The organism is Salinisphaera sp. RV14, from assembly GCF_052044135.1.
Classification (GTDB): domain Bacteria; phylum Pseudomonadota; class Gammaproteobacteria; order Nevskiales; family Salinisphaeraceae; genus Salinisphaera.
This window is the reverse complement of record NZ_JBQDYF010000006.1, coordinates 146,466-172,321: the sequence shown is the minus strand read 5'-3', so window position 1 is coordinate 172,321 and position 25,856 is coordinate 146,466. Positions and strand designations below refer to the sequence as shown.

The window sequence follows — 25,856 nt, the reverse complement described above, 5'->3', positions numbered from 1 at the left end:
GCCTTGTTGCGGGCGTTTTTTCGACTTCTCATTTAACGACGTGGATACCGCAGTTACGTCTCGCTTTCCAGCAAGACGAATCGAAAACATGAAATGAGCACAAGGCACGCATCGCGTTGACGTACGTACCCCGATCGGATTTTGTTTAGTTTCCACTAAAACTTGCTTTCAATCCGTGTAGCGATTAATTTCGAAACAAGGCCGTTGATGATTCCAATAAAATCCTGTCAACGTGGCAGGCCAGCGACCAAACCAATCCCAGGGGGCACACATGAACTGTGCACGACGAGATTCCCCTACCGACACCGGTCGGGGCTCAGGTTATTACCCGATACCCAGGGCGAATCAGAGCCGCGAAAAACGACCGCGGGCCACGGGCTGCAACAATCCTCGCTCACCTTTTTTTCGCGCACGCCGACAAAGTGATGCCGGCGAAGACTTCTTGATGCCGATACGCACGGAAACCTTCAATTTTCTCCTGCGTTTCAGCGACGGCGCCACGGAGTGTTATCAGATCGCCTACGCCACCGGGCTCGAGGCCGCCTGCATCGACAATGACTGGCAATACCGAGGCTATATTTCCCGTCAGGTGTGCATTTACAATCGTGCTGGCAAATGCTTTACGGAACAGCTCGCCGACCGGCGCACGCAAGTTGCAGATTCCGGGGCCGGCGGTATAGCGGACGACTATCAACAGTGGCGTCACTGGCCTGGCGAGCAAGACCCGGCGGATACCGACCTTGCCTCGGACGCACTCCGGGCCATCACCCGCGACCTGTTGCCGAAATTGGCCGTGGCCATAATCAAGGAAAAGCGTCGACTGGTCCACGAGTTCGAAAAGCGCTATCCGGGCGCCGCCATATCGGAGATCGATTAGCGCCGACAGGCGTCGGGCGCAGACCTGCCCCCCTGGCAGTGTTTGCCATAGGGTCAGGCCTCATATTGCTCACACGGAGCACGGCCTGACCCAATCTTTTCTCCAAATACGCTGTATCGAGATGCAGATTTCTTTGATGACGGGCCGTTCTCCGATCCGGTACTTTTGGATCCATGAAATGGAACCATTCGATACGTGAACTGGCGCCGATCAGCGTCGTCGTGCTGTTATTTGCCGGTAATATCCTGGTCGGCAAGGCGGCGGTGCCGGCAATACCGCCGTTCACCCTCGCTCTGTTGCGTTCGATCATCGCTTTTACGGCATCGGTGGTGTGCTTTGGCGGCCCGGCCTGGCGCTCGATTAACCTGTTTCGACAGCACAAAGGCCGGCTGTTTATCATCGGCGCCTCGGGCATCGGACTTTTCAATGCGTTGCTTTATGCGGCCCTGCATACCGCCAGCACGACGTCGGTCGCCGTGCTCGAGGCATCGATCCCGATCTTCACCGCAATCGTCGCATGGCTGCGGTTTCAGGAGCGTCTGGGGTATCTGGGCTGGGCCGGCGTGTTTGTATCGGTCACTGGCGCCGTGATCGTGGTAACAAACGGTGCGCCGATGAGCTTTTTGCGAACGGTGTCTCCGGGTGTATTCGTCATGCTGCTCGCAATCGGCGCCTGGATCGTCTATGCGATGGTCGCCACTCACGGCCTGTCGGGACTACCGCCGCTGGCCGCCATGGTGCCGTTATCTGCGGCTGCTGTGGTGACATTGCTCCCGCTTGCGGTCATCGAACAGCTCGTTCTGGGAGGCTCAGGCTCTCTGTCGCCAGCCGCTGTCGGATCGGCACTTTACCTCGGCCTCGGCCCCTCGTTCGTGGCGTTTATTCTCTATAACCGTGCGCTCAGAACAATCGGCCCGACAGCAGCCGCCTTGAGTTTGAACGCGCTGCCGATTGCGGTGTTGGCATTCGGTTATTTGTTCCTCCATGAAAGCATTTCGCTGCCGCAGATCATCGGGACGATGACCGTTCTGGCCGGCGTCTCGGCCGTGATTCGGGCCAGGGGATAGCCGCCATCCGGCTACGGGGACGTTTGCTCGGCGAATGCAACCCCCAACAACAACAGAGCGGTCTTGAAACCGGATTTTGAATGGCCGTGTTGGCGCCTCGGTCATGCCCGTGGCTGCGAGCCTGCTGTCGTTCCACGCAATGGCGCATGTCAGGCTCCAATTCGAGCCAGAAAAGACGCAGGGCCCGGCCGCAGTCATCTGCGGTCGAGCCCTACTGCCCGGGATGGCGCGCCTACGGATATCGATGGGGTCCAGCCCAATGAACCCGATAGGGCTCATCACCGCGCCTTGCCTGGCACGAGAAATCGATCGAAATCCATGACGCGAACTGTGGTCTAGAAGTGCGCCTGGGCGCCTACCGTCAGGCGAGTGACGCCACTGCTGGCCGAGGGCTCGTAGAATGTCTGCGACAGCTGGATGCGCGAGGTATGCACCCTGGTGTAACTGGCACGCGCATAGATGCCCAGCACGCGGGTAAGCTGATAATCGGCGGTGGCCGAGCCAACATAGCCCCAGTCGTGGCCCTTGTAGTTTCCGGAATACTGCGTGTTGGAGAGCCGGCCGTAAAAGTTGTAGGTGGCCAGTCCCTTCAGTTCCAGGCCGAGTCTGCGGGTGATCGCGAAACGGTCCATCGCGCCGAAACGCGCCTGTGCTTGTAGCCGATCGTCACGGCTGGCCGCTACCGGAGCCGAGCCGAAGCCCGGCGCAGTCACGCGCCCGGTACTCGTGTGATCGTAGTGGTAGCGCACACCGATACCGATAAACGGCACGATCGCATCCCGACCACCTGCCAGGCGAAACACCGGGCCCATGTCGACGTGGCTGGTCAGCAGCTTTTCATCGATCGAGGTCGAATACGGCTGCGAGCCGACCTGGCCGGTATTCGGGTTCACATATTGAACGCCGCCGTCGTAGTGGGCGCTACCGGCGCTGTAACCGAGATCGCTGTCGTAATAAAAATGGTTGCCGATATAGAGCTTCTGGAGGTCAATTCCGTTGATCCAGCCCTTCTGGCTATCGAAACTATGCTCTTGGCGATAAAAGTGCGTCGCGGTATAGCCGAGCCGATAGACGTCGAGATTCGCCGACGGCGCGCCATGCGTGGCGCCCGCCTGCGCAGCGGCGGTGCCCGCGGCCAGAATGACGGCAGCGATCACGCCCTGGTGAAAATGATAGGAAATCCTCATGCCCCTCTCCTTGCGTCCCCGAAAAAGTCGGCCGGGAGGCGACACCGCATGCGCTGGCTTACCCCCGCCGTCAATGAAACCGGCTGAAATGCTATTCGGCCGGGCCGCTATTCTGGTGGCCCGACTTTCCTGGGTAGCCGAAAAAAAGGGCCCCGATACGGTTGATAATCGAGTGATTGGCCCAGTCGGCGTTGTGCGGGTGGTGGGCAGAGACGTCGTCGCGCCGTGGCGAGGACGCCAAGAGCTTGGCGTCGCGATCGCAACTCGCCGCAACAGGACAGCCGCGGACCGCCTGAAACCCCACTGCGCGGCCAGCAGCGCGTGGACGCCGTAGGTGACCGACACCGCCCCTTGAGCGCGAACCCAGGATGGCGGCCGTCGTGGTCCCGAGAAAAATATTTGCGAATGCTTGGTTACGCCGCCGGCCAGCCCCGAAGGGTGTCGATTTCTATTACACCGAATCGCCGCATGAGAAAAATGTTTCCGGCTGCGCCGATCGCGACCGGCTACGGCCCGCCCGGAGCTACAGCCCGAAAATTCTTGTTATATTAAACTTTTAAGACAATTGTATTAATAATACATTGCAATTTATGAATTATTGGAGTCGAACAACCTGACACTCGGGTAGAGATGAATAAATTATTTATATAATAAAACAGCAAGTTAAATATAAAATAAAAAAGGCATGCATATTGCTTTGCGGTTCGCGCCCATATCCATATCTTAAAAATCAATGAACAATCGCATGTCTCCGATGGTGGCGGCCTTGATCTGTGCCGCCGCCGGCCTCGCGCTGGAAAGCCCGGCCGTGCTGGCCGCTTCATTCACCATCGACCCGGGCCAGACGCTGACGAGCCCACAGACGCTGACCGGCGGCCAGAGCGGCACGATCAAGGCGGGTGGCAGCCTCGTCATTCCGTCCAGCAGTGACAGCATCGGAATCACGGTATCCGGCAAAACCACGATCGACAATGCCGGCACGATCGACCAGCAGGGCAGCGGGCGCGCCATTCGCAATGACAACAGCAATCTCACGCTGACCGTCATCAATGAAGCGGGCGCCCTGCTGCAAAGCAAGGACGCCGATGCGATCCAGTTGCACAAGGGCAACAACGTCACCTTCGAGAACTACGGCACGGTCAATTCGAAGAACATTTCCCAGGGCGGCGCACAGGCGATCGACTTCAATCACATCACCAAAGGCAGCAACACCGTCGACAACTATGCCGGCGGCGTGATCACCGCTTTCGATGCCGATGGCATACGCCCGGGCGTGGATGGCGTGGTGAACAATGAAGGGACCATCAAGTCCACGAATCCGGTAAATAGCATGGACGGCACCGACGGCGTCGATGCCCAGGACAACAGCGGCGTGACCGTGGTTAACCACCCGGACGCCACGGCCGCGACCAGCCTCATCGAGGGGGCGCGACACGGCATCACCGGCGGCAATACGGATACGTCGACCAAAGGCGACTTCGTCATGCACGTCACCAATAACGCGGGCGGCACGATCCAGGGCGACGACGGCTCCGGCGTCAATATCGATGGTTTCAACGCGAATGAAAAGGTGACGGTGGTCAACCACGGCCTGATCAGCGGCGACGGCGTCAATCGCGATGGCGACGGGGTCGATGTCGACGGGCTGGTGGATATCAACAATACCGGCACCATTCAGTCGCTCAATGCCGCCGCCGGCGAGACCAGCGAGGGCGTCACGGTCGGTGGCGGCAAGATCGTCAACAGCGGTACGATCGTGGGCAAGAGCAACGCGGGCCTGAGCCACGGCATTACGCTCGCCGGCCTCGACAAGAGCCCCGATACCGGCAAACCGATTCCCATTCAAGGCATCTTTGCCGATTCATCGGTGACCAACAGCGGCCTGATTCAGGGCCAGACCGGGGCCGGCATCGCGGTCACGGGCGCGGCCAACAAGCATACGGTGACCATCGACAATCTCGCGGGCGGCACCATCGAGGGCGGCGGCAGCGAGGCGGCCATTTTCACCGGCGGCAACAATGCCACGGTGACCAATAGCGGCACAATCATGGCCGACGGCAGTGGCAAGGCCGTCGATCTCGGCAGCGGCGATTCGACCCTCGGCATCGTCGGTGGCCAGGCCCATGTCCAGGGCGACATCTCGGGCGGTAGCGGCAACAGCACGCTGAACATCACCCCGGGCGCCGGCCAGCAGTTCGCGTACGCGGGCAATGCCGCCCACTTCCAGCAAGTCAATGTCGGCGCCGGTACCACGGTGCTCAACGGTAACAACACGAATATCGGCCGCACCCAGGTGCGCAGCGGCGAGCTGATCGTGGGCAATCACGCCGGCAACGGGGCCAGCCTCGCCGGCAATGTCACCGTCAACGACGGGGCCAAGCTGGCCGGACACGGCGCGGTCGGCGCCACCACCGTTGCCAGCGGCGGCATATTGATGCCGGGCAACGGCAATGGCGATGTCGGCACGCTCGGCGTGCAGGGGCCATTGGCTCTGAACGGTTCGCTGTATCTCGATATCGCCGGCAACCAGTCGTCCGACCAGGTCAATGTGGACGGCATCGCCGACTTCGGCAGCGGCAGCATGCTGGGCCTGAACCTGCTGGCCGACAACAACCTGCAAGTCGGGGACACGCTCGACGTGATGCTGGCCCAAAGTTTCGAGAACCTCTCGAACCTGGGTCTGCAGGGGCTTGATTTCGGCTCCGGCTGGCAATTCGACATCGCGGATGTCGGTTTGGCTAACAGCCAGGATCGAGCCCTGCGCCTGACCGTCGCATCGGTCGGCGGCGCACGGCCGGTGCCCGAGCCGAGCGGCCTCGGGCTACTGGCCGTCGGCCTCGCGTTGATCGGGGTCTTCAAATGGCGCCTGCCGCGTCGCGGACGCCCCGCGCTGAGCTGAAGGCTGCACAGCTGGGCAAACCCCGGACGGCATGCGTCGCCCGGGGTTTTTTCATGCCTGCCAGCTGCCATGGCGGCGGCGGCGAGACGGCCGCCCCTCGGCGGTCGGTATTATCCACCCGCTGGCGCCACGCCCCGGAATCCGGCAGCTTCTTCGCGCCGGTCTTTTCCGGACACGGTCAGGTAGGCAACGAAGACGACGATCAGCCCCCCCAGCGCGACGCTCACGACCCCGTCGCCGTATCCCATGCCGCCGAACTGATGCGATTTGCCGAGCCAGTCCGCGCAGGACGCGCCCACGGGCCGCGTCAATACGTAGACAAGCCAGAACAGCAGGATCCGGGCCACACCCGGGCTTGTCAGTGCACAGGCCACGCCGGCCAGGATGAATACGCCGGTAAAGACAAGCGTCGAGTCGAAATAGCCCAGATCGAAGGTGGTCGCGGTCATGTCGCCGGCCGCCGTCCCCAGGGCGAACGTCGCGATGATCGCCGCCCAATAGAATATTTCGCGGCGCGTGGTATGGATGCTGTGGATCGACAGCGTGCCCTCGACTCGCGCCCAGAGCGCGAATATGACGACAAGCGACACCGCAAACGCCGCCGTCGACACGAAATACGGCACCCCGAGCACGATATGGGCCACGTCCGCGACCATGGTGCCGAAGATCCCGATCATCACGATCACGAGCCAATAAACCCAGGGAATGTAGCGGGTGACGACGAACTGAAGCGCCAGCGACACAACGAAGCCCAGCGTGCCCAGCACCACCGCGACATACGGATTGATGTGATAGACCAGAAAATCCGAGGTCGATTCGCCCATGGCCGTGGTCAGCAACTTGACGATCCAGAAGAAGATCGTGATCTCCGGCACCTTGACCAGAGCATTCCGGGCTGGCGATACGGCGCTTTCAGGGGCATGGGGCATATTCGATCCCGCGGGTTCAGGGCAAGACGAGCGCCGTCGCTCTCCGCGGCGACGGCTGACGAACGCTAGCAGAGCGCCCCCGGGTCGGATCGAACTTTCGTTTCAAGGATGATCGGCCGGCTCGCCAGCACGCCGGGCGGCATGGGCCGGGCCGCACGAGAATGCCGACCGGCGCTCGCTCACTCGAGAATCTCGACCCCCTGTCCGACCCGCAGCTCACCACTGTTCTCGGCGACGAGATTCTGGCCGAAACAGACCTCCTTGCCCTGCCTGCGATACGTGCCGAGGGTGCGCAGTGGTTCGCCGTCGGGCCGGCGCTCGCCGGTGGCGGGATCGACCGTGATCATTACGCAACGCCCGCAAGGCTTGTCCACCCGGAACACGACATCGCCGATACGAATGCGTTGCCAGCCGTCCTCAGCGAAGGCCGCGCTATCGGCGACGACAACATTGGGCCGGAACTGCGCCATGACGTGGCTACCGTCGGTACGCGCGTTGACATCGGCCAGCGATGCCTCGGCGGTCAGCAGCAGCGGATAACCGTCGGCAAAGCTCACACGGACACCGATCGAGTCGCGGTGGCGATGCGATCGATCACCGAGCCACAGCAGATGCACCGGCTCGCCGACGATGCGGCTGAACCACGCATCAAGACGCAGGGTTGTGGTCAGCGCCGGGAATTCATCGCCCCAGACCCGGGTCTGGAACGGCTGGCGCGCGAAGGCATGGCGCGACTCGCTGACAGCCGGATGGTTATCGTGCATCACGAACAGCTGCTCGCCATCGAAGCGGGCGACCACGCGCTGCAGGCCGGCGTACCGGCGGGCCGTGACGAAGCTGCCATCAGGCCGGGCGAGCATGAAGCGGCGGTCACGCAGCAAGCCTTCCTCGGTCACCGTCGCGCGGTCCAGTGCCTCGCCGGCGGCGGATTTGATCGGGTAGCGGTACAAGGCGGAAAGTGTGGGCACGGCCGGCCTGTCGTTCGCGGATTCGCCCGCCAGATTAACCAATCCGCCAGGCCGGCGTGCGCTTGGAGGCGCGCGGACGGAGCCCGCCTCTGCGACGGCACGGACAGCCCATTTCAATCGGCTCCCGGCGGGGTCCGAAACCATGACCTCCGCCCCGGCACACTCAAGTCTGTACTCCGGCGGCCGATTGTAGGACATAGGGCTATCGCGCCTTGTGATGCCGTCACGGCGCCGCATCGCAAAACCAAAAAAACGATAAAACCAATCGCTGAGGAGATATTCGATGTTGAATCCGAGAAAAAGTGTGCGCGCAAAGCTCGCGATCGGCTTTGGGGCGGCGCTGGTGTTCATTTCCCTGCTCAGCGCGCTTTCGGTCTGGTCGATTCGCCGTGCCGCGGATAATACGGCCGCGATCTACAACCAGAATCTCACCGGCATCGAGACGATTTCCAGCCTCAATCGGCAGGTCAATGATCTGCGCTCAACGGTCAGCACGCTGCTGACGTCGCAGGCCGACGCCTCGGCCATGCAACGCGCGGCGAACCGGATCGGCACGATCGAAAAGAATGTGAATCAGGGCTGGAAAGCCTACTACCCCGCGCTGATCACGAGCCCGAAGGAACGAAAGCTGGCCGACCAGGCCCGGAAGAATCTCAAGACGATCGAGGCTTCGCTTGGCGATTTCGTGTCCAATCTCAAGCAAGCCGACATGCTCGATGCCACCAATATCTACGGCATATCGCTGCACGCGCCCATCGACACGCTGGCCCAGCAACTGCACCAGCTCTGGAAAATGCAGCGTGGCGCCGCCGCCAATGCCTATGCAGATACCCGGGCTTCGGCGCACCAGTCCGAGATCACCATCATCGCCGCCGGGGCGGCCGTGTTCGTACTGGCGTTGCTCGTGATGCTGTGGCTGATGGCCGGCATCATGCGCCCGCTGGCCGCGGCCCGCGGGTTCGTCGCCGCGATCACGGAGGGTCGACTGCAAGATCGTGTCGATAACCCCTATCGCGACGAATTCGGCGGCATGATCGACGGCATCGAATCGATGCGCGCCCGTCTGTATGACGTGGTCAGCGACGTCGACAACCGGGCGGATTCAGTGACCGCCGGCGCCGACGAAATCGCGGCCGGCAATGACGAGCTCAGCAATCGCACCCAGGAGCAGGCCGCGAGCCTGCAACAGACCGCGGCCTCGATGGAACAGATGACCTCCACGGTCAAGCAGAACGCCGACAACGCGGCGCAGGCCAATCAGGTGGCCCAGAGCGTGCGAACCCAGGCCAGCGAGGGCAGCGAAGTGGCCTCGCGTGCCGTGGCCTCGATGCAGGCGATCGAACAATCCAGCAGTCAGATCAACGAGATCGTCGGCCTGATCGACGAAATCGCGTTTCAAACCAACCTGCTGGCGCTGAATGCATCGGTGGAAGCCGCCCGGGCCGGCGAGCAGGGCCGCGGCTTCGCGGTGGTCGCCACCGAAGTCCGCAGCCTGGCCAGCCGCAGCGCATCGGCGGCCGACGATATCAAGAAGCTCGTGGCCGACAGCGCCAGCAAGGTCGCCGACGGCTCCGAACAGGTCGCACGCTCCGGCAAGATGCTGGATGAAATCGTGGTGAGCGTGCACAAGGTCAGCGATCTCGTCTCCGAGATCGCCGCGGCCAGCCAGGAGCAATCCTCCGGCGTCGAACAGGTGAATCTGGCGATTTCACAGATGGACGGTGTCACGCAACAGAACGCGGCCCTGGTGGAACAATCCGCGGCCGCCGGCCGTTCGCTCGAAGAACAGGCGCGTGCACTCAAGCAACGCGTGGCGTTCTTCGAACTGCATCCGCGCGCGCTCGACGAACACGGGCACAGCGACGGCGCGAGCCCGAAAGATGCGCGAGGAGACAGCGCGCCCATGCCCGCAGCGCACGCGCTGCCCGCACGCCAGGGCGCGGCGGCATAGCGCAGATCGTGCGCTTCTCGAGTCAGGTCGGCGGTCCAGGCCGCCGACAGGCCTCTTCGAACAGCCAGCGCAGGCGAATACGCACGCCGGATGGCGTCATGAGTCGCTTATCCGATGCGCATGCGGGCCCGCACGCTCTGGCCTGAGCCGCCGGTGAGCGCTTCCCCCCGACCGCACATTCGCGGCCGTCGCGGCGCCGCGCCCGCACAACTCGGGCGCAAAGACGCCTGACTCGCCCCGGTCGATCGGCTAGCGATAACGACCGCCGGGCACGGCCGAATCCGAACGCCGATTCGGCCGCAGGCCTTGAAACCGTTCCCATTTGCCGCGTGGCAAGCCGGACCCACCCGTCAAGACCAGGGACGAGACTTTGGTCGCAAGCGCATTGTCGACATGCTTGGGTGCATCTATGGTCAACATGCAGCGCAATAAAAAACCGATCATCCAATCGCCGATCTACACGCTACCCGGTAGCGGATGTCCAGATGCGACGTGACGATTCGCTCATCGCGAATCCCAGACCACTGAAGGAGAGCCATGAAAATCATAACGTTCGCCCGGCATGCCGCCGTATACGCTGGCCTGATAGGTGGTGTGCTCGCCGCCGGTGCTGCCAGCGCTGCCTCCAACAGCAGCAGCGATTCGCTGCATTTCCTGCCGATACCGAAAGTCACCGGCAGCCCGGTCAAGATCAAAAGCAATCAACAGTTCACGATCAAGTTCGGCATCGGCCTGGCCAAGGAAAGCGCGCAGTACCAGGGCGTGGAGTATTTCAAGAAAATCGTGGAGCAGCGTAGCGGCGGCCATATCAAGGTCAACATCTTCCCGAGCGCCCAGCTCGGCGGCGATCTCCAGATGACCAGTGCGCTGCAGTCCGGCACCCTCGAAATGACGCAGCCCTCGACCTCGCCGCTGATCAAGATGCAGCCGAAGCTGGCGGTGTTCGATCTGCCGTTTCTTTTCTCCTCGGCCAAACAGGCCCATCAAGTGCTCGACGGGCCGGTCGGCCAGAAGCTGCTCAAGCAGCTCAGCAACCAGAACAATGGGCTGGTCGCGCTCGCCTGGGCCCAGAACGGCTTCCGACAGTTGACCGACAGCAAGGGCGCGATCTCCAAGCCATCCCAGCTCAAGGGGCTCAAGATCCGGACGATGCAGAGCCCGGTGCAGCTCGATATCTGGAAGACGCTGGGCGCCAATCCGACACCGATGTCGTTCGCCGAACTGTTCACGGCCCTGGACCAGGGCACGGTGGACGCTCAGGAGAACCCGTGGATCACGATCCTGACGTCGAAGTTCTATGAAGTACAGTCCAACGCAACCGATACGCGTCACGTTTACACGCCGTTCATTACGCTGATGTCGCAGCGCTTCTACCAGCGGCTGCCGAAGCCATACCAGAAGCTGGTCAAGACCGCCGCCGTCCAGGCCGGCCACTACGAGCGTCGGGCTGCGGTGAACATCGCCCATCAGGCGAAACAGGACCTGGAAAAGAAAGGCCTGAAGATCACGGAACTGACCAAGGCACAGCGCGCGGCCTTCCGCAAGAAGGCGATGCCGGTCTACCAGGACTTCAAGGGCCAGATCGGCGAGCCGCTGTTCGACAACGTCATGAAGGCCACCGGCCATACGCAGGCTATTGCCGGCAACAGCCAGTAGCACGGCCTTCGCCATCGCTGCTTGTGCGACGAGCCGGGTATCCGCCCGGCTCGTTTTCATCGGAGCGGCCGGGATGGCGTCACCGGGACGAATCAGGACACGCCCATGATTGAACGGTTCGTATGTATTTTCGAAAGCGGGATCGGCTATCTGCGGACAGGGTTGGCCATTGTGGTCGGCTGTCTGGTTCTTGCCGTGTTCTTCTGCGTATCGGCCAATGTCTTCGGACGCTATGTGCTCGACAGCTCCTACGACTGGGCGGCCGAGATGTCGCGCTTTTTCTTCATCTGGGCGGTTCTGCTGGGCGCCGGCGTCGCCTGTCTGCGTCGCCAGAATATCGCCGTGGCCATTCTCAAGGACGCCGTGCCGGGCGGGGTGGCGGCGGTGTTCGAACTCATCAAGATCGCGATCGTATACATGATCTGCGTGATCATCGTCTTCGCCTATCTGCAATTGATATCCGGCTATGTGAGTTCGACGCCGTTGCTGGGTATCCCCATGACGTATCTGTACATTGCGATGGTGGTATTTGCGGCCTTTATGTTCCTGGCCAACACCGCCGACCTGCTGCGCCTGCTGGCGCGCGTGATGAGGAGCGCCTGACATGCTGATGCTGGGTCTGTTGTTCGGGCTGCTGGTCCTGCTGGCCATCGGCGTTCCGGTTGCCATCGGCCTGGCCAGCGTGAGCATTTATCTGATGTTTCACTATGGCTATGCCTTGTCGCCCATCATCCAGCAGTCGGTCAACGGGCTGGATTCCTTTCCCCTGCTGGCGATCCCGCTGTTCATTCTGGTCGGCGAGGTGATGAGCCATGGCGGCATCGCCAACCGTCTGGTGCGTTTCGCCAGTGCGCTGGTGGGGTTCATGGCCGGCGGGCTCGGCCAGATCGCCGTGGTGACTTCGATGTTTTTCGGCGGCATCAGCGGCTCGGCCGTGGCCGACGCCTCGGCGATCGGCGGCATGCTGATCAAGCCGATGAAAGATCATGGCTATTCCGGCGCGGCCGCCACCGCGATCGTGGTCGCGGCGTCGGTGGTGGGTATCATCGTGCCGCCATCGATCCCGATGATTCTGTTCGGTGTGGTCACCAATACATCGATCTCCAAGCTGTTCCTGGCCGGCATCGTGCCGGGCCTGTTGATCACCGCCGGCCTGATGGCGACGACCTACCTGACTTCTCGCAAGAGCGGCCGCGCCCAGGCGTTTTCGGTACGCGAGGTCATCGACTCGTTCTTCGGCGCCCTGCCCGCACTGATGCTGCCGCTGATCATCGTCGGCGGCATTCTCGGCGGTATCTTCACGCCGACCGAAAGCTCGGCCATCGCGCTGCTGTATGCCATCGTCCTCTCGATGTTTGTCTATCGCAGCCTGACGCCGCTGAAGTTCTTCAAACTCTGCATGCAGACCGGCGAGCTCACCGGCATGGTGTTGCTGCTGCTGGCCTTCGCCAACGTGCTCGCCTGGCTGCTCACGGCCAACATGGTGCCGCAGGAGATCGTGACCGCATTGACCAGCCTCACCGACCAACGTCTGCCGATGCTGGCGATCATCATGGTGGTGCTGTTGCTGGTTGGCTTCTTCATGGACCTGACGCCGGCCATGGTCATCCTCGCGCCGTTGATGACGCCGGTGGTCACCAAGCTCGGCATCGACCCGGTCTATTTCGGCGTACTGATGTCGTTCGCACTCGGCATCGGCCTGATCACCCCGCCCGTGGGCACCGTGCTCTATGTCGGTTGTGGCGTGGGTGGCGTCAGCATGGAGAAACTCTCACGCAGCCTGCTGCCCTACTACGGCGTGCTGTTTGCACTGCTGTTCCTGTTCATTCTCTTCCCCGGGCTTGTGCTGTGGTACCAGTAAAGCGCAAACCCGGCTCCCGCCCACCCGATCCGACGGACCGCCAATGAGCCGCGCCTTTCGTATTCTGACGCCCGATGCCCAGTACGACGACGATGCCGAACTCGAACGCAAGACCGCCGGGCCGGCGTTCGCCTTCGATATCTTTCGCGAGCGCGAGGCCGCGCGCATCGACGAGAAGTACTGGCGAGCGGCCGATGCGCTGCTGGTCTGGCACGAAGTCTTCATCGACCGCGAACTGATCGCGAAACTCGACAACTGCCGCGTGATCGTGCGCGCCGGGGTCGGCTTCGATCATATCGATCTGGACGCGGCCGCGGCGGCCGGCATCCCGGTCTGCAACACGCCGGACTACGGCACCAGCGAAGTCGCCGATCATGCCATCGGCATGTTGCTGGCCTTCCGGCGCGGCCTGGTGTTTCACGACCAGCGCCTGCAACGCGCGCCGGTGGATGCCTTCAAGCCCGGCGCGCCGCAGGTCGAGCGCGTGCGCGGCAGCCGGCTCGGCATCGTCGGGCTCGGGCGTATCGGCACCGCCACGGCCCTGCGCGCCAAGGCCTTCGGCATCGAAGTGGTCGCCTACGATCCGGAACTGCCGCGCGGCCAGGAAATCGCGGTTGGCGTGTCGCGGGTCGACAGCCTCGCCGAACTGCTGCAAAGCTGTGATGCCGTCAGCCTGCATACGCCGCTCAACGAGGCCACCCATCACCTGATCGATGCCGAAGCGCTGGCGCTCATGCCGAAACACGCGGTGCTGATCAACACCGCCCGCGGCGCCGTCATCGATATCGACGCGCTCCACGACGCGCTGGTCGAAGGCCGGATCGCCGGTGCCGCGCTGGACGTACTGCCCGAGGAGCCGCCGGACATGAACCGGCCGCTGTTCGCCGCCATCGAACGCGGCGACGAACGCCTGCGGGACCGGCTGATCCTCACCCCGCACGCCGCCTGGTACAGCCCGGCGAGCCGCGCCGATGCACGCCGGCTGTCGACCGAAACGCTGATGCGCTACCTGCGCGGCGAGGGCCTGCGCAACTGCGTCAACGCCGAGCATCTGAGCCAGTACGGCCACGGCTGAGAGCGGGACGAAGCCTGCATCCAGGCGGCGCGTTCACGGGTAGGATGCAGAGATCGACTTTTCCCGCCGCCTGCGCCGGCGGGACCGACGCTTCATCTGTGTCCATGCAACTCAGCTTCCTCGGCGGCGCCGAGAGCGTGACCGGCTCGGCCAGCCTGCTGGTCGACGCGCGCCTCGGCGTTCGTTTTCTCATCGACTGCGGCGCCCACGCCGAGCGCGGCGCCGGATTCTCGGACGGCGCGCCCGGACTCGGCTTCCATGCCCGGCAATTGGATTTCGTGGTGCTCACCCATGCCCATCGCGACCACACCGGCCGGCTGCCGCAACTGCACCGTGCCGGATTCCGCGGCCCGGTGTACTGCACCGAGGCCACCGCCGGGCTGACCGAGCTGGCGCTGCTCGACGCCGCCAAGTTCAGCGACGAATACGACGCGGCGGATGTCGAACGGATCGATTTCCAGCCGCTCGATCAGCGCCCGGACTTCGCCTTCGATCGAGCCCTGCGCCTGCACGGCCTGTGGCTGACCTTTCATCGCAGCGCGCATATTCTCGGCGCGGTGGCGGTGACCGTGACCTGGCGCAGCCGTGTGGGCATGGAACGCTCGATCGTGTTCAGCGGCGACATCGGCGGCAATACGCCCGACAACCCGTTTCAATCGCTGCTGGCCGGCCAGACCCTGCCGGGCCCGGCCGATTACATGGTGGTGGAATCCACGCGCGGCGCCGAACCGGCGCGCGCGGCGCACTACAAATCGTTCGCCGCGCGCATGCTCGCGTGGTCCGAGCTGTTTGCCGACAGCGACGCCCGTGGCGGCGGGCCGGTGATCGCGCCCTGTTTCGCCATCCATCGCGCCCAGGAACTGCTGTTCGATCTGGATTACGTGCTACGCACAACGGAAATCGGCCGCCCGGATGCCCGCGGCCGGCCCCGCTGGCTGTCGCTGGATGCACCGCTGGCCGTGCGCATGACCGATGTCTTTGGCGCCGCACTCGCGGATGGCAGCGGCGGCGGCACCGCCGCGCGGTCCTACCGCAATCCCCTGCTGGCCGAGCGCCTCGGCCTGAGCCAGGAAGCCGAAGTGGACGCCCATCTGGCCGCGCTCTGGCAGCGCGTGCAGCACAACCGCGCGCCCGGCGGTACGCTGCGCGCCATGCGCGATCCGGCGCTCAATCGCCTGATCGCACTGGCCGGCAGCGGCATGTGCCAGGGCGGGCGCATCGTCGATTTCATCGTCGACCAGATCGGCAATCCGGCCGCGACCGTCGTGCTCTGCGGCTATGCCCCGCCCGACACCGGCGCCGGCCGCCTGCGCCAGCTCGCCGCCGACGAATGGCCGGCCGACAGGCCCCTGGCGCTGGGCAACGCCCGCATCGAGCCCGAACGCGTCCGCGCGCGTATCGTCGACTTCGGCGACTATTATTCCGGCCATGGCGACGTGGAGGCGCTCGCCCGCTTTGTCTTCGAGCGAAATCGCGATGCCACGGCGACACGCGCCGCCACGGTGTACCTCAACCACGGCGATGCCGAGATGCGCAACGGGCTGGCTGCCACGCTCCGGGCTCGCGCCGCCACCGGGCCGGTGACCGATCGGGCGATCGCGGGCGTCGAACTGGCCGAGACGGGACGAGTCTATGATCTCGATGCGGCCGATTTGCGGTGGCGCAACCGTCCCATGCCCAGCCTGAGCGCGCTGCGCCGCGCCGACGAAACCATCGAGTAGCCGCATGCGCGCGGCAAACCGCCCGCCCGCGTCACGGATGCAAGACCTTTCGACACTGGACAGCGCGGGCCGCGGCCGCTGCAATAAGACATCATCGAACCACACTCGTGCGCCACGCCCCGACACATGCCGGCGCCGGGTGACCCGAGCACACATCTCGCGCATGAACAGGGAGACAATCTGCGCCGCGACGCCTGCATACGTCCGCCGAGCGCGCCCGGTGGCGGCCCGGCCCGCATGGCCCGGGTCGCCGCGATCTGCCGCCGGGACGCGCTCGATGCGCTTTGGGCTTCGCCTTGGCTGGCGCAGCTGCCTCGCCGCCTTTTGCTGCGCCTGGTGGCGCGCCGTATCGATGGGTTCGCCCGGCAGCTGATCGAGTTCGATGACCGCATCGCCGGCGACGGGCTGGCCGCCGCCTGCGGCTGGGGGCTCAGCCAGTGGGCCGGCCCGGTGTCACAACACGGCCAGCCGGCGGCGCCCGGCTCACCGCTGCTGCTGGTATCGAATCACCCCGGGCTGGTGGACGCGATAGCGCTGTTGTCGCGACTGGCTGAACACGACGTCCGCCTGCTGGTCGCCGAACGCCCCTTGTTCCATGCCCTGCCGGCCCTTCGGCAGCACCTGATCATGGTGGCCACGGCCGGAGGCGCTCGGGCCCTCGCGGTGCGTGCCGCCACCCGGCATCTGCGCGCCGGCGGCACGCTGCTGACTTACCCCGCCGGGCGCATCGAGCCCGACCCGGCATCGGATCTGAACGACGCTCTGGCCGCACTCGAATGCTGGTCGCCCAGCGCCAGCTACCTCGCGCGTCGTGTGCCGGAACTGAGGGTGCAACCGGTGGCCATGAGCCATGTCATCGCAGCGCGCTATCGCGGCCACTGGCTGGCTCGCCGGGCCGCCAACGCCCACGACCGGGACGCCGTCGCCGCCGCGTTGCAAGTCCTGAGCGCACCGCCGCACGGCGCCCACCCGCAGCTGGCGTGGGGCACCGTGCTCGCGGGCCAACCGGCCGACGCTTTGCACGCGCAGACCCTGGACGAGATGGCCCGCCTGATGCGCGCGTCGCGACCGTCCGCGTACCCGGCCGGCGTTCCGGATTCGTCGTGAGCCGGCTTGCTTGTCCCCGGCCGGGCCGACCCTCATAACTGTGGATACACTCCGAAAAACGAGACAATCGATATGACGCATCCTGCTCTGGTACCGGGCCAGGTGGCCGTGGTGATCGGTGGCGCGGCCGGCATCGGCCGCGCCGCGGCCGAGGGTTTCGCCAAGCGTGGCCTGCATGTCTGCATCGCCGACCGCGACATGGAGCGCCTCGCCGAGGCCGAAGCCGCGGTGCGGGCGGCCGGCGCGGATCACGACGCCGACGTGATGACCCACGCCGTGGATGTGGCCGACGTGCAGCAGGTCATCACGCTCGAGTCGGTCGTCCGTTCGCGCTTCGGCGGCACCGATGTGCTCATGAACAACGCCGGCGTCCAGCCCGGCAGCCACATCCTCGGCCCGGCCGAGAACTGGCGCCAGGTGATCGGCATCAACCTCTGGGGCGCGATCCACGGCACCCAGACGTTCGTACCGAAGATGCTCGAGCGCGGCGGGCCCGGCCTGGTCATCAACACCGGCTCCAAGCAGGGCATTACCACCCCGCCGGGCGATCCGGCCTACAACACCGCCAAGGCCGGTCTGAAAGCCTTCACCGAAGCGCTGGCGCACGAACTGCGCAACACCGACGGCTGCGAGCTGACCGCGCATCTGCTGATCCCGGGCTTTGTGTTCACCCAGCTCACCCGCCCGGGCGAGACCGAAAAACCGGAATCGGCCTGGACCCCGGAACAGACCGCCGACTTCATGTTCGATCGTCTGGATGCCGGCGATTTCTACATCCTCTGCCCGGACAACGACGTCCCGCGCTGGCTCGACGAAAAACGCATGCAGTGGGCGATCGGCGACATCGTCGAGAACCGCCCGCCGTTGTCGCGCTGGCATCCGGATTACGCCGATGCCTTCAAGGCGTTCGTGAACGACGGCGCGAAGGGCTGACGACCCGGCGCGTGCGCCCGGTGGTGAACCTGTTCAGTGGTAGTGGCGGTGCAGGAAATGACCGCGCACGCCGCGCCCGTAGACGAATTCGAACAGCCCGGACACGACAATGAAGCCGGCGAAAACGGCCACGCCGGCCGGATTGCTTCGCCAGGTATGGCCGATCAGCACAACCAGCGCCACCGCGCATAACAGCACCCCCAACCCGTGCAGCGTGCGCAATCCGTGAATTTGCGGGGCCAGCCGCCAGGCCGCGGCGTTGACCAGGGCAAACACCAGCAGAAAGCTCGCACTGCCGATGATGGCGATGTCGGTCAGGTCGATGACATTGGCCAGAACGAGGCTGAGCACGGCCGTGGCCAGCACGCCGGTCATCGGCAGGCCGTGGCGTTCGGCATCGAAACGGCGGGGCAGCACGCCATCGCGGGCGAGTACATAACCCAAGCGCGCGTTGCCATAGAGCGTAGCGTTGATCGCGGACAACGTGGCGAGCACGGCGGCGAGCGCCACCAGCACGAAACCGGCCCGGCCGAGCGCCGGTTCGGCAGCCACCGCGAGCACGTAGTCGCGCACCGCCAGCACCTGGGCCTCGGGCACCGTGCCCACGGCAATCAGCGCGATCAGCACGTAAAGTGCGACCACCGAGCTCACGGCAATCAAAAAAGCACGCGGCAGGTTCCGGTCCGGCTGACGGATATCCTCGGCCGAGTTCGCGATGAGCTCGAAGCCTTCGTAGGCCACGAAGATGATCATGCCGGCCGAGACGATCGACAACATCGACCCCCAATGCGCGGGGGCGAGCCGGGAAGCATCCACATGCGACGCGCTGAACACGATCACGATCGCCAGCAACGCGATCTTGAGCGCCACCACCGCGGTTTCGGACCGGCTTACCAGCGACGCGCTGACGAGATTGATCACGGTCGGCAGCACGATCGCCAGACTGATCAGGGCGTGCTCGAGCAGCACGCCGCGGCCGGAGCCGAAAAAAGTGCCGGCATAGGAGGCAAACGCGGTGGCATACAGGGCGATGGTGACCAGATAACTCAGCCACAGCATCAGATTGACACTACCGGACAACAGATTGTTGCCGAAGGCCGCGTCGATGAAAGCCACCGTTCCGCCACGGCTGGGATAGGCCACCGACAGCTTCGCATAAGCCACCGCCGTGACCAGCGCGATCACACCGCCGACGAGAAACGCCACCGGCGTCGCACCATGCGACAGCGCCATTGCCTCGCCGAGCACGGCGAAGATGCCGCCGCCCACCATGCCGCCCACGCCGATCGCCACCGCGCCCCAGAGGCCAATCGCCCGGCCCGGGCCCGCGGCATGTTCGCCCGGCACCATCGGCTCAGCTCACCCTGGCCGCGAATCGGCGCACGGCTTCGGTGGGCCGGATGCGGCGATTGATCCGATGGCACACGCCCGGCTCGGTCTTCATCGTCGCAAGTCTCCCACAATTTCCGCCGGCCAGGGCTTGTTCCGACCCTCGGCAATATTGTCGGACGCGGTCACACCGTCTAACCTCACTCGCATTCCACACCCCAGATGCGCCCGCATGAACATCGACCAGGCCGGCACTTACACACTCGGCGATCGCCGCGTCAAACGCATGGGCTACGGCGCCATGCAGCTCGCCGGGCCGGGCGTGTTCGGCCCGCCCCGCGAGCCCGAGACCGCCCGAGCGGTATTGCGCGATGCGATCGAACACGGCGTCGATCATATCGATACTTCGGATTTCTATGGCCCGCACGTCACCAACCACCTGATACGCGAGGCTCTGCATCCCTATCCCGACGATCTGACGCTGGTAACCAAGATCGGCGCCAAACGCGGCGAGGATGGCGCCTGGAACCCGGCATTCGCGCCGGACGAACTGCGGCGCGCCGTGCATGACAACCTCCAACACCTTGGGCTGGAGACGCTCGATGTCGTGAACCTGCGGGCGATGTTCTCGGCCCACGGGCCGGCCGAAGGCTCGCTCGCCGAAGCGCTGGACGTACTGGCCGAGCTGCAGCGCGAAGGGCTGCTGCGGCATATCGGCCTCAGCAACGTTACCCCGACCCAGGTCGCCGAGGCCCGGGCGATCGTGGATATCGTCTGCGTGCAGAACTTCTACAATCTCGCCCATCGCGACGACGATGCCCTGATCGACGACCTGGCCGGCCAAGACATCGCCTACGTGCCGTTCTTCCCGCTTGGCGGCTTCAATCCGCTGCAGTCGGGGATTCTCGACGCGGTCGCCGCCCGCCGGAACGCGACGCCGATGCAGATCGCGCTGGCCTGGCTGCTGCAGCGCTCGCCCAACATCCTGCTGATACCGGGCACCTCGTCGCCGCAGCACCTGCGCGAGAATCTGGCAGCGACCGCCCTGGAATTGACCGCGGACGATCTCGCCGAGCTTGATCGCGTGGCCGGCGAGACGGCAACGACCGGCTGACAACGACAGTCGGCGAGTAAGCCCCGGGGTCGGTCGACGGTTGGTCGCGTCAGTCCACGTGGCCCGCGGCCAACCGAACCCCGAGCCCGACGAACAACGCGCCCACGAGCCGCTCCGCCACACGGCCGATCGCGCGCACCGCGGGCAGCTGACCCACGCCGACCGCAGCCAGTGCGGCCAGGCAGTTCACGGTCGTTCCCGTGCTGTTGAAGGTCAGCCCGAGCACGGCGAAGGCCAGCGTGCGATCACCGGCCGCAGGATCGATGAACTGCGGCAGGAACGCCAGGAAAAACAACGCAATCTTGGGATTGAGCACGTTGATGAGCAGCCCGCGCCGGAAGACCGCGGCCAGCCGGGGCGCCGGCAGGCGATCGCGCGGCGCCTTGGCCGGTCCGGGCGCCTGGCGACGCGCCAGCAACAGCCGCAGGCCCAGATAGACCAGATAACCCGCGCCCACACACTTAGAGCCTATTCCAATCGGGCGACGTGGGCTGCGGCGCTCGCCCGGGCCGCAGGGGTAGGAAGGGGCGACGCGATGTGGTGGCGCCACATAAGGAGCCCCTGACACCGCCCTGCGGCCCGGGCGAGCGCCCCAAAGGGCTGGCCTGAGCGCGCGCCAGGCGGTGTTGCGGCCTCCTGACGTGGCATGACCACGCGGCGTCGGCCGCGCCTAGCCTGTCACACGCTCAGGCCAGCGCAGACTACGTCGCCCTATTGGAATAGGCTCTTAACCAGCGCGAAGGCCGTGGCTGACGCCGCCAGCAGCGCCGACAGCCCGACCACGGCGAGGGTGATATGCACCAGCGTGCCGGCAAACACGCCCCAGGCGGCCACGATGCCGCGGGCCAGCCCATGCCGTCCGGCGTTGCTGACCACAAAGAGCATGTCGGCACCCGGCGTGATATTGAGCAGCAGCCCGGCGCCGACAAAGAGCAGAAACTCGTGTAAACCCGGCATGGCATCACCCTCGGTCGGCGTACTTGGCGAGATTAGCTCGCGCCGCCACCCCAGGCAATGCGTGCGCGGGCGGCAGGGCGCATAGAGGAATCTCCTTAGTACCGTTAGTCAGCCGCACGGATTAACGTTACCGGCCAGCGCCGCTACGGTGAATCGGTCGCTCGACCCGCATTGCCGCCGGTCGACGACGTGCCGGCAATCCTGCCTGCCGATGGCGAAAACGCGCATGCCACGCAGATGGAGCGAGGGATTGTCATCGTTTCTACACAGTGGAGCATCGTTATGATTCGCAAACCGCATCTTTCAGCCGCGGCCGTTTCGGTAGCAGCCCTGGCATTCACCTGTGCCCCGGCCCTGGCCCAGAACAACCACAACGATCACAACCAGGGCGGCTCGCACGCCAACGCTGGCGCCAGCGTTAACGCCGGCACACCCGCCCAGCTCGCCTACAGTGCAGCCGGCGTACTGCGCGGCCAGATGCAAAAACCCGCCCAGGAACGCATCCCACAGTCGCTGATCAACGGCGCCCACTGCATCGGCGTGTTCCCGAGCGTATTCAAGGAAGGCTTCCTGGTGGCCGGCAAGAACGGCGATGGCGTGGTGGCCTGCCGCGACAAATCCGGCAACTGGGACCACACCGCGCCGACCTTCTACAGCCTGTCCGGCGGCAGCGTCGGCTTTCAGGCGGGCGCCAAGGTTACGAAAGTGATCGTGTTGTTCATGGGTAACAACGCCATAAAGGATCTCACCAACGGCAATATCAAGATCGGCGCGAAGGCTTCGGCCACGGCCGGCCCGGCCGGTGCCCACGCCAGCGTGCACACCGCGCCGGCGCAGATCATCACTTATCGCCTGAGCAGTTCCGGCGGCTTTGCCGGTGCGGCGATCAAGGGCGCCACGCTGTCGCGCAACCAGGATATCGACAAGGCGATCTACGGCGCCAAGAAGGCGCACGGCAAGCCGTTCCAGCCGACGCAGGTCCCGCAGACGATCAATGCGTTCACGAACGCACTGAGCCGGTTCGCACCAGCGTCGAAATACAACGCCAGCATGGTGGTCAAGGGCCAGAACGGTCAGGGCGCCAACGCCGGTAATAGCAGCAACGGCTCTTCGTAAGACGCTGCGGCGCCCGGCCGGCTTGGCGGCCGGGCGCCTTCGTCCTACCAGCGGCGCGCCAACCGGCGTGTCACGGCGTCGACATCGTCGCGGGCACCGACCACGGTCAGCGTATCGTTGACCCGCAGCAGGGTGGCAGGCTCGGCCTCCAGCACTGCGCCGCGGCGCTCGATGCGCAGCACCCGCGTGCCTTCCGGCAGGTTCAGATGCCGCAGCTCCCGATCCGCGAGCCAACTGTTCTGCAGCTTGGCGATACGGATCTCGTGGTTGTCGTCCTCGTGCACGCGGCCATCGATCTGGCCGGCGTCCAGCGCCATGCTCTCCAGCAACAGCAGCTTGGCATAGGCCGGATTGACGATGCGCACATCGGCAGACCGGAACCGCGCGTTGTAAGCCGGATCACGCACCCAGGCCAGCAATTTGCGCACGGCGTGCACCTCGCGCGCCACGCGGCATATCTGCAGATTGTCTTCGTCGGTGTCGGCCATGGCGATCACGGTCTGCGCCTGTTCGATGCCGGCCGTACGCAGGCACTCCGACAAACGCGCCCGTGATGGTGGGTTGCCGTTCTCGCCGGCCGGCAGCTCGGTCACGGTGCGTACGTTGCGGCCCATCTGTTCGAGCCGGGCGGCCAGGGCGCGGCTGTCGCGATCATCGCCGATCACCAGCGTCTGCTGCGCCGACTGATAGCGCCGCGGCGCCAGGCGGCTGAAGGCGATCGGCGAGATCAGGCAGCTGATGATGGCGACCAGAATGATGGCGGCATCCAGCGCCGGCGAGATCACGCCGATCTCCACCCCGATCGCGGCCACCGCGATGATCAGCGACAGGCGCGCCGAGAGCAGGGTGCTGGCGGCGAAGGTCTCGCGCCAGCCGAAGGCCAGCCGGAACACCAGCGAGCCCACCAGCTTGACGCCGAAGGCCGCGACCACCAGCACGCCGATCGTCTCCCAGGGCGACTCGGAGGACAGCAGCGCCGGCAGGTCGAACTTGACCCCGACCATGATGAAGAAGATCGGGATGAAGAAACCGTAGCCGATCGCATCGAGCTTCTCGCGCAGCACCGAACTCTCGCTGCCCGACAGCATGGATACGATCACACCGGCCAGAAACGCCCCCAGGATGTTCTCGATGCCGAGGCTCTCGGCCAGCGCGATGAAGACCAGCGCCAACGCCATCGAGCCGCGTACGCGGATCTGCGAAGTGGCGGTGGACAAGGCATGCATGAGGCGTTGTGCCGGCAGGTGCGAGCGCGCCCGCTCGGCCAGGCGCCAGGCGGCGACGAAGGCGAGCAGCAGCACCAGAATCAGCAGCAGATCCACGGTCGCGCCCACACGCAGCATGGCATAGCCGCTGACCAGCAGAATGGTGACAAAATCGGCGATCAGCGCCGCCACCAGCAGGGTCTGGCCGTAAGTGGTTTCGAGCAGCCCGCGTTCCTTGAGAACCGGCGCCACCACGCCAAGCGACGTGGTCGACAGGATGAGCGCCATCAGCCACGGCTGTGCGACCAGGCCGATACCGGCCAGATAGAACCCCGCGGCCAGCGAACACAGCGCGGTGAGCGCGAACGCCGCTCCGCCGATCACGAACGGATTGCGCTTGAGCCGGGCGCCGGTGTTGCTCGCGCGCAGGCCCCGGCGCGGCTCGAGGCCGGAGAAATCGATCTCCAGGCCGGACAGGAACATCAGGTAGGCGAAGCCGAACACCGACAACACCTTGAGCACGAAATCCTGCGATACCAGATGCAGGCCGCTGTCGCCGACCAGAATACCGGCGGCGATCTCGCCGACCACCACCGGGATGCCCAGACGACGTACCGGCGACAGCGCCACGGGCACCGCGAAGCTCAGCGCGATGACCACCAGCAACGGGACGAAAGAGATATCGTTGGAATGCATACGATCGGTGAGTCGGGCGGACGGAATACGCGGCACGGGGCCGGCTGCGGCGCCCGGTTATCGCGTAGCGGCGTTGGCGCGATCATGGCCGGCCGCCGGCGCCGGCTATGACGCTATCGGGCTCTGTGGTCGAAAGCGGCCAGCCCCCAACGGGCGACCACGCGAAGTGCATAGGCAGTCCACATACTGTGTTATTTGCGGCGCCGTCCCAAGTGTTGTTTTCCCGGCTCGCTTGCCGTTCACCCGGCCCGGTCCGGGCTGGCGATGCCGGGCGGCGCGAGTGCAACGGCTACGACATCATGACGCCGGGCTTTATGCTCAGTCTATGGCAAACTGATAGGCCATCAACTCCCTTACCGAATCCGGACACCCCGTGCGCGCCATCCGATTCCGCCGGCTTCGCCGCCTTCTCCCGATCATGGCCCTGCTGCTGCTCACGCTCGGGCTCGGCGCCTGTTCCCGGCAGTCGGGCGGAACGGTCGACGGCATTCATCTGGTCGATCGGCAGCAATTGACGGTGTGCACGCACCTGCCCTACAAGCCGTTCGAGTTCACCAACGACGCCGGCAAGGTGGTCGGCTTCGACGTCGATCTCATGCGGCTGCTCGCGAACAATCTCGGCGTCAAACTCGATGTGGTGAGCATGGACTGGAGCCAGATCACCAGCGGCGCCGCCTTCGCGGCCCATAAATGCGATCTGGCGATGGGCGGTGCGACCATCACCGCCGCCCGCAAGAAGGCCGTCCAGTTCTCCGCGCCTTACTTCAAGGCGACGCAGGCCCTGCTGGTCTCCAGAAAGGCCGGCGTGTCGAGTCTGGCCGATCTGGCCCACAAGCGGCTCGGCATGCAGACCGACACCACCGGCGCGGTGTATGCGAAAAAACACGCCGAGCAATACCACTACACACCCGTGGTGTTCGACGATCTCGCGCTGATGACCACGGCCGTGAGCGCGGGCAAGGTGGCAGCCGCGATCGGCGACAATGGCCCGATGGCTTACTACGCCGCCCGCAACCCCGACACGCGGGTCGCGCAGACATTCGATACCGGCGAACGTTACGGCTTCATGGCGGCCAAGGACAACGACAACGCCGACAAACTGATCGGCCGATTGAACGATGTGCTCGCCAAGGCCCGCAAGAATGGCACCTACGCGGCCCGGTACCGCCACTGGTTCGGCCACGCACCGACATCCAGCGCGCCCTGAT

At 64.8% G+C, this 25,856-nt stretch carries 21 protein-coding genes; 14 read left to right on the top strand and 7 right to left on the bottom strand.

Translation table 11 applies throughout. The annotated features are described in order from the left end of the window. Window positions 1-442 precede the first annotated feature (442 nt). Both ACS8Y6_RS08665 and ACS8Y6_RS08660 read left to right on the top strand, forming a co-directional pair. Entirely contained in the window at window positions 443-877 is a 435-nt protein-coding gene (locus ACS8Y6_RS08665; protein WP_440849261.1) for a hypothetical protein, read from the top strand. A gap of 173 nt (window positions 878-1,050) precedes the next feature. Beyond that, window positions 1,051-1,944, top strand: coding sequence for a DMT family transporter (locus ACS8Y6_RS08660; RefSeq protein ID WP_440855398.1), 894 nt, complete (start codon window positions 1,051-1,053; stop codon window positions 1,942-1,944). Between the two features lie 335 nt (window positions 1,945-2,279). Here ACS8Y6_RS08660 and ACS8Y6_RS08655 read toward each other — a convergent pair whose 3' ends face one another. Then, window positions 2,280-3,131 carry a hypothetical protein gene (locus tag ACS8Y6_RS08655; RefSeq protein ID WP_440855397.1) on the bottom strand — a complete coding sequence of 284 codons (852 nt, stop codon included), beginning with the start codon at window positions 3,129-3,131 and terminating at the stop codon, window positions 2,280-2,282. Between the two features lie 745 nt (window positions 3,132-3,876). Here ACS8Y6_RS08655 and ACS8Y6_RS08650 point away from each other — a divergent pair. Next, window positions 3,877-6,030 carry a beta strand repeat-containing protein gene (locus ACS8Y6_RS08650; RefSeq protein WP_440849264.1) on the top strand — a complete coding sequence of 718 codons (2,154 nt, stop codon included), beginning with the start codon at window positions 3,877-3,879 and terminating at the stop codon, window positions 6,028-6,030. Window positions 6,031-6,140: 110 nt separating this feature from the next. On the opposite strand, the gene ACS8Y6_RS08645 is transcribed toward ACS8Y6_RS08650, so the two are convergent. Both ACS8Y6_RS08645 and ACS8Y6_RS08640 read right to left on the bottom strand, forming a co-directional pair. Next, a complete protein-coding gene (locus ACS8Y6_RS08645) occupies window positions 6,141-6,959 on the bottom strand; it encodes a COG4705 family protein (protein WP_440849265.1) in 819 nt (272 codons plus the stop codon). A gap of 179 nt (window positions 6,960-7,138) precedes the next feature. Beyond that, entirely contained in the window at window positions 7,139-8,278 is a 1,140-nt protein-coding gene (locus ACS8Y6_RS08640; RefSeq protein ID WP_440855396.1) for an MOSC domain-containing protein, read from the bottom strand. On the opposite strand from ACS8Y6_RS08640, the gene ACS8Y6_RS08635 reads away from it, so the two are divergent. The 8 genes from ACS8Y6_RS08635 (at window position 8,232) to ACS8Y6_RS08600 (ending at window position 18,231) form a co-directional block, all read left to right on the top strand. Beyond that, on the top strand, window positions 8,232-9,878 hold the full coding sequence (locus tag ACS8Y6_RS08635; RefSeq protein ID WP_440855395.1) for a methyl-accepting chemotaxis protein: 1,647 nt from the start codon (window positions 8,232-8,234) through the stop codon (window positions 9,876-9,878). The two genes, ACS8Y6_RS08640 and ACS8Y6_RS08635, sit on opposite strands and share 47 nt — an antisense overlap. A 537-nt stretch (window positions 9,879-10,415) precedes the next feature. Continuing rightward, on the top strand, window positions 10,416-11,534 hold the full coding sequence (locus tag ACS8Y6_RS08630) for a TRAP transporter substrate-binding protein (protein WP_440849268.1): 1,119 nt from the start codon (window positions 10,416-10,418) through the stop codon (window positions 11,532-11,534). A gap of 105 nt (window positions 11,535-11,639) precedes the next feature. Further along, the gene (locus tag ACS8Y6_RS08625; RefSeq protein ID WP_440849269.1) at window positions 11,640-12,137 is read left to right on the top strand and encodes a TRAP transporter small permease; all 498 of its coding nucleotides are present in this window, start codon (window positions 11,640-11,642) and stop codon (window positions 12,135-12,137) included. A 1-nt stretch (window position 12,138) separates the two neighbouring features. Then, complete coding sequence (locus ACS8Y6_RS08620; protein ID WP_440849270.1) at window positions 12,139-13,395, top strand: TRAP transporter large permease; 1,257 nt, start codon at window positions 12,139-12,141, stop codon at window positions 13,393-13,395. Window positions 13,396-13,438: 43 nt separating this feature from the next. Further along, the gene (locus ACS8Y6_RS08615) at window positions 13,439-14,470 is read left to right on the top strand and encodes a C-terminal binding protein (protein WP_440849271.1); all 1,032 of its coding nucleotides are present in this window, start codon (window positions 13,439-13,441) and stop codon (window positions 14,468-14,470) included. Window positions 14,471-14,574: 104 nt separating this feature from the next. After that, window positions 14,575-16,191: an MBL fold metallo-hydrolase gene (locus ACS8Y6_RS08610; RefSeq protein WP_440849272.1), complete on the top strand. Its 1,617-nt coding sequence runs from the start codon at window positions 14,575-14,577 to the stop codon at window positions 16,189-16,191. Between the two features lie 237 nt (window positions 16,192-16,428). Further along, window positions 16,429-17,298, top strand: a complete 870-nt coding sequence (locus ACS8Y6_RS08605; RefSeq protein ID WP_440855394.1) for a hypothetical protein — start codon at window positions 16,429-16,431, stop codon at window positions 17,296-17,298. Window positions 17,299-17,370: 72 nt separating this feature from the next. Then, entirely contained in the window at window positions 17,371-18,231 is an 861-nt protein-coding gene (locus ACS8Y6_RS08600; RefSeq protein ID WP_440849274.1) for an SDR family NAD(P)-dependent oxidoreductase, read from the top strand. A 33-nt stretch (window positions 18,232-18,264) separates the two neighbouring features. On the opposite strand, the gene ACS8Y6_RS08595 is transcribed toward ACS8Y6_RS08600, so the two are convergent. Continuing rightward, complete coding sequence (locus ACS8Y6_RS08595) at window positions 18,265-19,581, bottom strand: APC family permease (protein WP_440855393.1); 1,317 nt, start codon at window positions 19,579-19,581, stop codon at window positions 18,265-18,267. Window positions 19,582-19,792: 211 nt separating this feature from the next. Between ACS8Y6_RS08595 and ACS8Y6_RS08590 the strand changes: the two genes are divergently transcribed. Continuing rightward, window positions 19,793-20,674 carry an aldo/keto reductase family oxidoreductase gene (locus tag ACS8Y6_RS08590; protein WP_440855392.1) on the top strand — a complete coding sequence of 294 codons (882 nt, stop codon included), beginning with the start codon at window positions 19,793-19,795 and terminating at the stop codon, window positions 20,672-20,674. A 49-nt stretch (window positions 20,675-20,723) separates the two neighbouring features. Here ACS8Y6_RS08590 and ACS8Y6_RS08585 read toward each other — a convergent pair whose 3' ends face one another. Both ACS8Y6_RS08585 and ACS8Y6_RS08580 read right to left on the bottom strand, forming a co-directional pair. Then, window positions 20,724-21,131 (bottom strand): LysE family translocator, encoded by a 408-nt coding sequence (locus ACS8Y6_RS08585; protein WP_440855391.1) that lies wholly within the window; start codon window positions 21,129-21,131, stop codon window positions 20,724-20,726. 254 nt (window positions 21,132-21,385) lie between these two features. After that, a complete protein-coding gene (locus ACS8Y6_RS08580; protein WP_440855390.1) occupies window positions 21,386-21,631 on the bottom strand; it encodes a LysE family transporter in 246 nt (81 codons plus the stop codon). Between the two features lie 282 nt (window positions 21,632-21,913). On the opposite strand from ACS8Y6_RS08580, the gene ACS8Y6_RS08575 reads away from it, so the two are divergent. Next, window positions 21,914-22,747 (top strand): lipid-binding SYLF domain-containing protein, encoded by an 834-nt coding sequence (locus tag ACS8Y6_RS08575; protein ID WP_440855389.1) that lies wholly within the window; start codon window positions 21,914-21,916, stop codon window positions 22,745-22,747. 44 nt (window positions 22,748-22,791) lie between these two features. Here ACS8Y6_RS08575 and ACS8Y6_RS08570 read toward each other — a convergent pair whose 3' ends face one another. Continuing rightward, window positions 22,792-24,648: a monovalent cation:proton antiporter family protein gene (locus ACS8Y6_RS08570; protein WP_440855388.1), complete on the bottom strand. Its 1,857-nt coding sequence runs from the start codon at window positions 24,646-24,648 to the stop codon at window positions 22,792-22,794. Window positions 24,649-25,066: 418 nt separating this feature from the next. Between ACS8Y6_RS08570 and ACS8Y6_RS08565 the strand changes: the two genes are divergently transcribed. Continuing rightward, window positions 25,067-25,855: an ABC transporter substrate-binding protein gene (locus tag ACS8Y6_RS08565; protein WP_440849280.1), complete on the top strand. Its 789-nt coding sequence runs from the start codon at window positions 25,067-25,069 to the stop codon at window positions 25,853-25,855. Window position 25,856: the final 1 nt, after the last annotated feature.